Source organism: Pseudomonas sp. Irchel s3f10, assembly GCF_900187515.1.
In the GTDB taxonomy this organism is placed as follows: domain Bacteria; phylum Pseudomonadota; class Gammaproteobacteria; order Pseudomonadales; family Pseudomonadaceae; genus Aquipseudomonas; species Aquipseudomonas tensinigenes.
This window is the reverse complement of record NZ_FYDZ01000017.1, coordinates 86,048-97,059: the sequence shown is the minus strand read 5'-3', so window position 1 is coordinate 97,059 and position 11,012 is coordinate 86,048. Positions and strand designations below refer to the sequence as shown.

The window sequence follows — 11,012 nt, the reverse complement described above, 5'->3', positions numbered from 1 at the left end:
TGGAATAACCGATGCCCTCTGTTTACCGCCTGGCAATGCCAGCATTGTGCCTGTCGCTGCTCCTGCCTTGTGCGTTTTCCGTCAACGCCGCCGACCCCACCCCTGCGGCGGAAAAACCAGCAGAAGAAAAACCGGCCGAACGCCAGCCACTGCTTGAGCGTAGTCAGGAAGAGGCCGCCGCACTGGAACGTAAAGTCCCGGCGCAAGAACAGCAACAGTTGCAGGCCGGCAGCGACACCTTTCTCGCCCTGTGGAAACCGGCCAACACTGCCGAGCCCAAAGGCGCGGTGATCATCATCCCCGGCGCCGGCGAAACCGCTGACTGGCCGCAGGCAATCGGCCCATTGCGACAAAAACTGCCAAACGCCGACTGGAGCAGCCTGAGCATCACGCTGCCTGACCTGCAAAGCGATACCATTGCCCCGCGCGTCGTCGAAGCAGCTGCAGCGCCGAAGGCACCGGAAAGCGGCAGCAAGGACGCCACCACTGCACAGCCAATCGAACAGGCGGCGGGTGGTGAAGCCGAAGTGGCGGATCAAGTGGTCGCCGAAACCACTGAAGAACAATCCAAGGCTGACGCCGAACGAATCTTCGCGCGCATCGACGCGGCGATTGCCTACGCCGAGCAGCAGAGCGCGCGCAGCATAGTCGTGCTCGGACACGGCACCGGTGCCTATTGGGCCGCGCGCTACTTGAGCGAAAAACAAACTTCGCAGGTCGAAAAGTTCGTCATGGTTGATGTGCAGACACCAACCAAGGCCAAACCGGCGCTGGTAGAACTGACGCCGACGCTGAAATTGCCGACCGTGGATATTTTCTACATGGACAAGCCGCTGGATCGCAACGCAGCGCTGGAGCGCATGCAAGCGAGCAAGCGCTTGAAGACCTCGGCGTTCAGCCAGGTCGCGCTCAAGGCCTTGCCGGATAACAAGGCTGAACAGGAACAGTTGTTCCGCCGGGTGCGTGGCTGGTTGAATCCGCAGAACCCTGACTGATCGGTAAACCGCGTCGCCACCTTCGCGAGCAGGCTCGCTCCCACATTGGATCTGCGTACACAATCCATTGTGGGAGCGAGCCTGCTCGCGAAGGGGCCAGCGCAGTCGCTACACCTCTAACGACTAGCGAAAATCCCGCCGCTCACGAATCAACGTGTAGGCACTGTGCAACTCGCGGGTTTTCTCGGTTGCTTCACGCACCTGCGCTGGCGTCGCCCCCGTCCCGGCAATCTTGTCCGGATGATGACGACTGAGCAGGCGTCGATAGGCCCGTTTGATCTGCGCCGGTTCACTGGACGTGGACACGCCCAATAAACGCATCGCCTCCTGATAGCTCACCGCGGCGCTGACGATCGGTCGTTTACCCGGCTCGTAATCACTGGCCAATGCCTGCACCTGATGTGTCGTCCAGCCCAGCCACTTGCCCCACTGCGCCAGCAACTCACGCTCACTGACGCCCGCGCGACCATCGGCCCAGACCATCCGCCAACAGGCGCGCAACACACCTTCGGCGGCATGCGGCTGGGTGCTGAGGCGGCGCAGATAACCGCGCAGACTGTCACTGCCGGACTTGCCACGGTTGAACGCGGCAATCGCCCGACGCGTCGCCGGCTCGCTCATCTCCAGCGCACGCATCTCGTTGCGCGCCTGCTGGATATGGCCGTCGGTGACCCGACCATCACTCTTGGCCAGACGTCCGAGCAACACAAACAACAGTTCGTCGTTGCGCAGCATCGGCCGACCGCCGAGCTTTTCCCGCAAGTGCCCCCAGCTCTGCAAGTGCAAACGCCGATCCAGCGCTTGCCCCAACAATGCCCCAAGCATGGCCCCCGGAATGCTGGCAATCGCAAAACCCGCTCCGGCTCCAATCAGAGTCCCTGGCCACAACATGTCAGCGACTCGCTTCTATCAAGGTTTCAGCTTCTGCCAGACGCTCGTGCGTACCGACATCGACCCAGTGACCTTTCAGACGCTCGCCCGTGACTTCGCCAGCCGCCATGGCGTTGCGCAACAGCGGTGCCAGTTTGAAAGCACCGTCGGCGCAGCCGTCGAACAACTGAGGATGCAGCACCGCGATGCCGCTGTAGGTCAGGGTTGCAGCGTCCGGCTGACCGTCGTGCACCTTGCCATCGACCAAAGTGAAATCTCCACTCGGGTGATGCGCCGGGTTGTCCGCCAGCACCAGATGCGCGAGCCCGTTGATCGGCTGGTGCAGCACGCTGAAATCGTAATCGGTCCAGATATCACCGTTGACCACCAGAAAGGCATCATCGCCGAGCAGCGGCAGCGCACGGAAAATCCCGCCGCCGGTTTCCAGCGGTTCACCCTCCGGCGAGTACTGAATGCTCACGCCAAACTGCGAACCGTCACCCAGGTAATCTTCGATCTGCTGGCCGAGCCAGGCGTGGTTGATGACGATCTCGTTGAACCCCGCGGCCGCGAGGGCGCGCAGGTGATATTCGATCAGCGGGACGCCGCCGGCACGCACCAGCGGTTTCGGAGTGGTCAGGGTCAGCGGGCGCATGCGCTCGCCTTTGCCTGCCGCCAGAATCATTGCCTTCATGCCGTCGCTCCACCCCGCAGGCTGGTGAACAGCGTTTGCAGTTCCGCCAGTTCCGGACGACGCGCAATCACCGCTTCTATATAAGAGAAGAAACGCGACACGTCGGCCAGATAACGCGGCTTGCCGTCGCGGTGACAGATGCGCGCAAAGATGCCGATGACTTTCAGGTGACGCTGCACGCCCATCAGATCGCTGGCGCGCAGGAAGTCTTCGAAGTCCGGCTGCACCGGGATGTTCAGCGCCGAGGCTTGTTGCCAGTAACTTTCCAGCCAGCCGCGTACGCGTTCTTCAGGCCAGCTGAGAAACGCATCTTTGAACAAGCAGGTCACGTCGTAGGTCACCGGACCATAGACCGCATCCTGGAAATCCAGCACACCGGGATTCGGCTCGCTGAGCATCAGGTTGCGCGGCATGTAGTCGCGGTGCACCAGCACTTTCGGCTGCGCAAGGGCGCTGTCGATCAACAGGTCGCTGATGTGTTGCCATTGTTGCTGCTGGGTCGCGTCGAACTCGATGCCAAGCTCACGCTTCACGTACCACTCGGGGAACAGTTCCAGTTCACGGCGCAGCAACGCCACGTCGTAACTCGGCAACGGCGCGACCATCGGCAACTGCTGAAAAGCCAGCAGCGCTTGCAGGGCATCGTCGAACAAAGCGTCGGCATTCTCGCCATCCATCACGTCGAGATAGGTCTTGTTGCCCAGGTCATTGAGCAAAAGAAAACCGCGTTCGAGGTCTTCGGCATAAATTTTCGGCACATTTATTCCGGATTTCGCCAGCAAAAAAGCGATATCCACGAACGGTTTGCAGTTTTCCTGGGGCGGCGGCGCGTCCATCACGACGAAGCTGCGACCCTCACCTTCCCAACGGAAGTAACGGCGAAAACTCGCGTCGCTGCTGGCCGCAGTCAACGTGGCCGGGGGCACGGCGCCCCAGCCCTGATCTGCAAACAGGTTTGCCAACTGCTCATCGAGCCAAACTTTCAGGTGTTGCAAGCGTACATCTTGGTCAGGCATTGCAAGGGTCTCCGACGGCGCTAGCCGTCAAGCGGGTCATGCTTTATTATCCAGCATCTTTTTCAGACCATCGAGAGGCGTGCGGCCCACACCGCGGGCAGATGGCACGCAGGAAGCCCGGACTAATAAGATGGCATTGAAATCCCCCGCGTTTCGTAAAAAATTTCCGTTGTTGGTAACCGGCAGTCTGCTGGCTATGCAACCTCTGGCCAGTCAATTCGTTGTTGCCGCCGAGCAGTATGACTGCTCCGTCTCGGCTTCGGGTGGTTGGGCCTGTGCGCCCAAATCAACCGCTGCTGCGTTGCCGCCGCGCCCGGTGCATGACGGCAGTGCCGTCAGCGCCACTGGCGAAGCCGCGACCGAGACCGGTTCGGTTGCCGACACAGCGCCTAAAACGGCGCTGGTCACCGAAGCCAAGGGCCGCGGTCTGAAATCCCGTAGCGAAGACTTCAGTCACCTCGACTGGGTTCCGCGCGAGAAGCTCACCGCCGCCCAATTGGCCGAGACCGGGCCTTACTGCTCTGGTGCCTATATCGAACCGATTCGTCCTGGCATGAATGACAAGACGAACAAAAGCGATGCTCCGACCTTTATCGGCGCAAAAGCCTCGCGCTATAACACCGATGATCAAGTCGGTACGCTGGCCGGCGATGTCGTCCTGCGTCAGGGCAGCATGCAGGTCGAGTCCGACGAGGCCAGCCTGTATCAGGCCGAGAGCCGCGCCGAACTCAATGGCGATGTGCGCATCCGCGACAACGGCGCGCTGATCGTTGGCGACCACGCCGATGTGCAGCTCGACACCGGTGAAGCCAAAGTCGACAACGCCGAATACGTGATGCACAAATCGCGTATCCGCGGCAACGCGCTGTACGCCAAGCGTGCGGAAAACGCGATCATCCGCCTGAAGGACGGCACGTACACCACGTGCGAACCGAACAGCAACGCCTGGCAGCTCAAGGGCAACAACATCACCTTGAACCCGGCTACCGGTTTCGGTACCGCGACCAACGTGACGTTGCGCGTAAAAGACATTCCGATTCTGTACACGCCGTACATCTATTTCCCGATCGACGATCGTCGTCAGTCGGGCTTCCTGCCGCCGACCATCGGCAGCGGCAGCGATACCGGCTTCATGCTGGTGACCCCGTACTACTTCAACCTGGCACCGAATTACGACGCCACGTTGTACCCGCGCTACATGAGCAAGCGTGGCATGTTGGTGGAAGGCGAATTCCGTTACCTGACCAAGTCGAGTGAAGGTCAGTTCGGTGCGGCGTATCTCAATGACGAAGACGATGATCGCAAGCGTCAGTCCGACTACAACGAGACTCGCTACATGTACAACTGGCAGCACAAGGGCGGTCTGGACTCCCGCGTGCTCACCCAGGTTGACTACACCAAGATCAGCGATCCTTATTACTTCCAGGATCTGCAGACCGATCAGATTGGTGTGAAATCCGAAGACTTCGTCAATCAGCAGGGTTCGGTTACCTATCGTGGTGACAGCTACACGGCTCGGCTGAATGCTCAGCAGTACCAACTGGCTACCGTTTCGAACATCACACCGTATGGTCGTTTGCCGCAGATCACCTTCAACGGTCAACTGCCGTATCACCCGGAAGGCTTGAATTTCGATTACGAGACTGAGCTGGTCCGTTTCGACCGTGATCTGAGAAGTGGCACTTTTGTACAGGAAGACGGCGTTACAACCGAGTCGCGCCTGGACAACAACATTACGGGTCTGGCACGCGCCAATGGCGACCGCTTGAATCTCAAGCCGGGTGTCAGCCTGCCGATGAACTGGACTTATGGCTTCCTGAAGCCATCGCTGAAGTATCAGTACACCCAGTATCAGCTTGACCTGGACAACACCGGCAAATCGCAGATCGATGCGATGACTGCAGAGCAGAGAAAACTCAACGGTGAGTTCGACAGCAACCAGAACCGTGGTGTACCGATCGCCAGCATCGACGGCGGCCTGTACTTCGACCGCAATACCCAGTATTTCGGCAAAAACTACCGCCAGACCCTGGAACCACGCCTGTTCTATCTCTATGTACCTGAGGTCGACCAGGAAGATATTCCAGTGTTCGATACCAGCGAATACACCTTTAACTATGCATCGCTGTTCCGTGACAACCGCTTCTCCGGCTCCGACCGTGTCGGTGACGAGAACAAACTGTCGCTGGGCGTGACCAGCCGCTGGATCGAAGACGACGGTTTCGAACGTCAACGCATCAGTGTTGGTCAGGCGTTGTACTTCAAGGATCGCAAGGTTCAATTACCTGGCATCGCTTTCAACGATCGTGACGACGCGAAATCCAACGTTTCGCCATATGCACTGGAATACGAATACCGCTGGAACCGCGACTGGCGCACCACTGCCGACTACAACTGGGATCCGGACAGCCGCAGCCCGCGTTCCGGCAGTGCGATGTTCCACTACCAGCCTGAAGACAACCCGAACAAGGTTATCAACGCCGGCTATCGCTATCGCAACGACCAGGTTCGTTACGACCAGAACACCGGTAAATGGTCGGTGGGTGGTGGTGACTACGGCACTCCTGGCCAACCTGGCTACGTGAAGGACTACTACAAGATCCAGCAGCATGACTTCTCGGTCATCTGGCCGATCGTTCCGCAGTGGAACGCGATCAGCCGCTGGCAGTACGACTACAACCGCAACCGTACGCTGGAAGCCTTCGGTGGTTTCGAGTACGACAACTGCTGCTGGAAACTGCGCCTGATCAACCGTTACTGGGTTTCCTACGACGAGTTCAGTCAGGAAGCTCCGCAAAACGAAAAAGGCGACCATGGCGTCTTCCTCCAAATTGTTCTGAAGGGACTCGGCGGCCTCACCGGCGCCAAGGTAGAGAGCTTCCTCGACAAAGGCATTCAAGGTTATCGTGAACGTGAAGACCAAGCTTTCTGATTGTCTGCGCCCGCTGATGCTGGGCGCGCTGTTCCTGGGTACTGCGGCTAACGCCGCAGTTCAATCCATCGACAAAGTGGTAGCGATCGTCGACAACGATGTGGTCATGCAGAGCCAACTGGACCAGCGCGTCCACGAAGTGCAGCAGACCATCGCCAAGCGTGGCGGCGGTTTGCCGCCTCCTGGCGTGCTGGATCAACAGGTGCTTGAGCGCCTGATCGTCGAAAACCTGCAACTGCAGATTGGCGAGCGTTCCGGCATCCGCATCACCGATGAAGAATTGAACCAGGCAGTCGGTACCATTGCTCAGCGCAACAACATGACGGTTGAGCAGTTCCGTGCTGCTCTGGCTCGCGACGGCCTGTCCTACGACGATGCCCGTGACCAGATCAAACGCGAAATGGTCATCAGCCGTGTGCGTCAGCGTCGCGTGGCAGAACGCATTCAGGTCTCCGAACAGGAAGTGAAAAACTTCCTCGCCTCCGACCTGGGCAAAATGCAACTGTCCGAAGAACTGCACCTGGCCAACATCCTGATCCCGACGCCGGAAAGCGCCAACTCTGACGCGATTCAGAGTGCTGCCCGTCAGGCCATGGAGGTTTACCAGCAGCTCAAGCAAGGCGCTGACTTCGGCCAGATGGCCGTTGCCAAATCCGGCAGCGACAACGCTCTGGAAGGCGGCGACATGGGCTGGCGTAAAGCCGCGCAACTGCCACCGCCGTTCGACCGCGAGCTGAGCAGCATGGCCGTCGGCGACATCACTCAACCTGCACGCACACCGGGTGGTTTCATCATCCTCAAGCTGCTGGCCAAGCGTGGTGGCGAAGCGCAAATGCGTGACGAAGTGCATGTTCGTCACATTCTGGTGAAGCCAAGCCCGATTCGTGATGAAGCGAAAACCAAAGCGCTGGTTCAATCTTTGTATGAACGCATCGTGGCCGGTGAAGACTTCGCCACTCTGGCGAAAAACTACTCAGAAGACCCGGGCTCGGCGCTCAACGGCGGCGACCTGAACTGGATCGATCCGAATGCACTGGTTCCGGAGTTCCGCGAAGTGATGGCCAAGACCCCACAAGGTCAGCTGTCCAAGCCGTTCCAGACTCAATACGGCTGGCACGTTCTGGAAGTCCTTGGCCGTCGTGCCACTGACAGCACCGAACAAGCCCGCGAGCAGCAAGCCATGACCGTACTGCGTAACCGCAAATACGACGAAGAGCTGCAAACCTGGCTGCGTCAGATCCGTGACGAAGCGTACGTAGAGATCAAACTCCCTGGTGCAGACCAGGCAGCGCAGTGAAACCCAAGCGTTTCGCGCTGACACCCGGCGAACCAGCCGGCATCGGTCCCGACCTGTGCCTGCTGCTCGCCTCGCAAACCCAGCCACATCCCCTGATTGCCATCACCAGCCGCGACCTGCTCACCGAGCGGGCCGCGCAGCTGGGGCTGGCCGTCAACTTGCTGGATATCGGCCCGAATCACTGGCCGGACGCCCCGGCACCCGCAGGCAGCCTGTATGTCTGGGATACGCCGCTGAGCGCCCCCGTGGTTGCCGGGCAACTGGACAAGGCCAACGCTGCGTTCGTCCTCGAAACCCTGACCCGCGCCGGCAACGGCTGCCTCAACGGCGACTTCGCCGGGATGATTACCGCCCCTGTACACAAGGGCGTGATCAACGAGTCGGGCATCGCGTTCTCCGGACACACCGAATTCCTCGCCGACCTGACTCACACCGCCCAAGTGGTGATGATGCTCGCCACCCGTGGCTTGCGCGTGGCACTGGTCACCACTCACCTGCCCCTGCGCGAGATTGCCGATGCGATCACGCCAGAACGGCTGGAGCGGGTCACACGGATTCTGCACAGCGACCTGCAAAACAAATTCGGCATCGCCCAGCCACGTATCCTCGTCTGCGGACTCAACCCGCACGCCGGTGAAGGCGGCCACCTGGGCCATGAAGAAATCGACATCATTGAACCGACATTAGAGCGCCTGCGCGGCGAGGGCATGGACCTTCGTGGCCCGCTGCCTGCCGACACTCTGTTTACCCCCAAATATCTGGAGCACTGCGACGCAGTGCTGGCGATGTACCACGACCAGGGATTGCCTGTGCTCAAGTACAAAGGCTTCGGCGCTGCCGTCAACGTGACCCTTGGTCTGCCGATCATCCGCACGTCGGTCGATCACGGCACCGCCCTGGATCTGGCCGGCAGCGGCAAGATCGACACCGGCAGCCTGCAAGTCGCCCTGGAAACCGCCTACCAGATGGCCGAGACCCGTTTATGACCGAGCAATACCAACACAAGGCGCGCAAACGCTTTGGCCAGAACTTCCTGCACGATGCCGGCGTTATCGACCGTATCCTGCGTTCCATCAGCGCCAAGTCTGAAGACCGCCTGCTGGAAATCGGCCCGGGCCAGGGCGCCTTGACCGCCGGCCTGCTCAACTCCGGCGCGCAACTCGACGTAGTGGAGCTGGACAAGGATCTGATCCCGATCCTCAACCAGCAGTTTGCCGGCAAGAGCAATTTCAACCTGCATCAGGGCGATGCACTGAAGTTCGACTTCAACACGCTCAACGCCGCGCCGAACAGCCTGCGCGTGGTCGGCAACCTGCCGTACAACATCTCGACGCCGCTGATTTTTCACCTGCTGAACAACGCCGGCATCATTCGCGACATGCATTTCATGCTGCAGAAGGAAGTGGTCGAGCGTCTGGCCGCAGGCCCTGGCGGTGGTGACTGGGGTCGCCTGTCGATCATGGTTCAGTACCACTGCCGCGTAGAGCACCTGTTCAACGTTGGCCCGGGCGCGTTCAACCCGCCGCCGAAGGTCGACTCGGCGATCGTCCGCTTGGTGCCGCACGCGGTACTGCCGCACCCGGCCAAGGATCACAAGCTACTGGAGCGAGTCGTCCGCGAAGCGTTCAACCAGCGTCGTAAAACCTTGCGCAACACCCTCAAGCAATTGCTCAGCAACGCTGAAATCGAAGCCGCCGGCGTCGATGGCAGCCTGCGTCCGGAGCAACTGGATCTGGCCGCGTTCGTACGTCTGGCCGACCAGCTCGCGGTACAAGTCCCGGCCTCCCCCGCCGCCGACTGATAAACGATGAACGCTATCGGGCAGGACGCCACTCTGGTTTACTGCCCGATACTTGCCTAGACTGATTCCCCATCAGCTACGCCCCGCGTTCCGCTTCGTTTAAGGCCCCTTGCATGTCCGATTCCCGTTACCAGGTCGATGTCAGCGTCGTTACCCGCTATCTGGCAGACCAATCGCAACCCGAGCACGACCGCTTCGCCTTCGCCTACACCATCACTGTGCAGAACAATGGCGAGCAACCCGCACGCCTGATGTCACGGCATTGGGTGATCACCGATGGCGACGGCCATGTCGAAGAGGTGCGCGGCGCCGGCGTGGTGGGTCAGCAACCGTTGATCGATGCTGGCCAGAGTCATACCTACAGCAGCGGTACAGTGATGACCACCAAGGTCGGCACCATGCAGGGCACCTATGAAATGGTCGCCACTGACGGTAAACATTTCGACGCCATCATCAAACCTTTCCGCCTGGCGGTGCCAGGAGCCCTGCACTGATGGCAACGTATGCCGTTGGCGACCTGCAAGGCTGCCTCGAACCACTCAAGTGCCTGCTCAAGCAAGTAGCGTTCGACACGAAACTCGATCGGCTATGGCTGGTCGGTGATCTGGTCAATCGTGGCCCGCAGTCACTGGACACCCTGCGCTTTTTGTATGGCATGCGTGAATCGCTGGTCTGCGTGCTGGGCAACCACGATCTGCACCTGCTGGCTGCGGCTAAAAACATCGAGCGCCTGAAGAAGTCCGACACCCTGCGCGAGATTCTCGAAGCGCCGGACAGTGCCGAGCTGCTGGAATGGGTGCGCCAACAAAAGCTCATGCACTACGACGAGCAGCGCGATGTCGCCATGGTCCACGCCGGCATACCACCGCAATGGTCGCTGAGCCGCGCACTGAAGTGCGCCGCCGAAGTCGAATCGGCCCTGCGTGACGACAATCTGTTCCCTGCGTACCTCGACGGCATGTACGGCAACGACCCGGCGAAATGGGACAACGACCTTAAAGGCGTGACCCGCCTGCGCGTCATCACCAACTATTTCACGCGGATGCGCTTCTGCACTGCCGAAGGCAAGCTCGACCTGAAGAGCAAGGAAGGCCTCGACACCGCGCCCGCCGGTTACAAACCGTGGTTCCAGCATAAAGAGCGCAAGACGAAAGGTTTGCGAATCATCTTCGGCCACTGGGCGGCACTCGAAGGCAATATCCATGAGCCAGGTATCTCGGCGCTGGACACCGGTTGTGTCTGGGGCGGCAGCCTGACCCTGATGAATGTCGACAGCGGCGAACGGCTGTCATGCAAATGCGATGAACACGGCGGCCTCGCGCCAACTGTCGCACCACTTATCCCCCAAACTTCGCCAGTCAGCGCACCGCGTTAGACTGCGCTTTCAGCCGAGCAACAGGAACCCGC

10 protein-coding genes are annotated in these 11,012 nt (G+C 60.0%); 7 read left to right on the top strand and 3 right to left on the bottom strand.

Annotation, left to right across the window (positions count from 1 at the left end; all coding sequences use genetic code 11):
- Window positions 1–11: 11 nt before the first annotated feature.
- The gene (locus CKW17_RS26005; RefSeq protein WP_095122628.1) at window positions 12–995 is read left to right on the top strand and encodes an alpha/beta hydrolase family protein; all 984 of its coding nucleotides are present in this window, start codon (window positions 12–14) and stop codon (window positions 993–995) included.
- 123 nt (window positions 996–1,118) lie between these two features.
- On the opposite strand, the gene CKW17_RS26000 is transcribed toward CKW17_RS26005, so the two are convergent.
- From CKW17_RS26000 to CKW17_RS25990, 3 genes are read right to left on the bottom strand one after another with little or no spacing between them, the layout of a single operon-like run.
- Window positions 1,119–1,886 carry a TerB family tellurite resistance protein gene (locus tag CKW17_RS26000; protein WP_095122626.1) on the bottom strand — a complete coding sequence of 256 codons (768 nt, stop codon included), beginning with the start codon at window positions 1,884–1,886 and terminating at the stop codon, window positions 1,119–1,121.
- 1 nt (window position 1,887) lies between these two features.
- Window positions 1,888–2,559, bottom strand: a complete 672-nt coding sequence (gene murU, locus CKW17_RS25995; protein ID WP_095122624.1) for an N-acetylmuramate alpha-1-phosphate uridylyltransferase MurU — start codon at window positions 2,557–2,559, stop codon at window positions 1,888–1,890.
- Window positions 2,556–3,575: an aminoglycoside phosphotransferase family protein gene (locus CKW17_RS25990; RefSeq protein ID WP_095122622.1), complete on the bottom strand. Its 1,020-nt coding sequence runs from the start codon at window positions 3,573–3,575 to the stop codon at window positions 2,556–2,558. Before CKW17_RS25990 ends, murU begins: the two co-directional genes overlap by 4 nt.
- A 130-nt stretch (window positions 3,576–3,705) precedes the next feature.
- Here CKW17_RS25990 and CKW17_RS25985 point away from each other — a divergent pair, with 130 nt between their 5' ends.
- The 6 genes from CKW17_RS25985 to CKW17_RS25960 all read left to right on the top strand — a co-directional run bounded on the left by CKW17_RS25985 (window position 3,706) and on the right by CKW17_RS25960 (window position 10,980).
- Window positions 3,706–6,507 (top strand): LPS-assembly protein LptD, encoded by a 2,802-nt coding sequence (locus CKW17_RS25985; RefSeq protein ID WP_095122620.1) that lies wholly within the window; start codon window positions 3,706–3,708, stop codon window positions 6,505–6,507.
- Complete coding sequence (gene surA, locus CKW17_RS25980) at window positions 6,488–7,804, top strand: peptidylprolyl isomerase SurA (RefSeq protein ID WP_141234595.1); 1,317 nt, start codon at window positions 6,488–6,490, stop codon at window positions 7,802–7,804. Before CKW17_RS25985 ends, surA begins: the two co-directional genes overlap by 20 nt.
- Window positions 7,801–8,790 (top strand): 4-hydroxythreonine-4-phosphate dehydrogenase PdxA, encoded by a 990-nt coding sequence (gene pdxA / locus CKW17_RS25975; RefSeq protein ID WP_095122618.1) that lies wholly within the window; start codon window positions 7,801–7,803, stop codon window positions 8,788–8,790. Before surA ends, pdxA begins: the two co-directional genes overlap by 4 nt.
- Window positions 8,787–9,605, top strand: a complete 819-nt coding sequence (rsmA, locus tag CKW17_RS25970; RefSeq protein ID WP_095122616.1) for a 16S rRNA (adenine(1518)-N(6)/adenine(1519)-N(6))-dimethyltransferase RsmA — start codon at window positions 8,787–8,789, stop codon at window positions 9,603–9,605. The genes pdxA and rsmA overlap by 4 nt, the downstream gene beginning before the upstream one ends.
- A 113-nt stretch (window positions 9,606–9,718) precedes the next feature.
- A complete protein-coding gene (gene apaG, locus CKW17_RS25965; protein WP_095122614.1) occupies window positions 9,719–10,099 on the top strand; it encodes a Co2+/Mg2+ efflux protein ApaG in 381 nt (126 codons plus the stop codon).
- On the top strand, window positions 10,099–10,980 hold the full coding sequence (locus tag CKW17_RS25960; protein WP_095122612.1) for a symmetrical bis(5'-nucleosyl)-tetraphosphatase: 882 nt from the start codon (window positions 10,099–10,101) through the stop codon (window positions 10,978–10,980). Before apaG ends, CKW17_RS25960 begins: the two co-directional genes overlap by 1 nt.
- Window positions 10,981–11,012 lie beyond the last annotated feature (32 nt).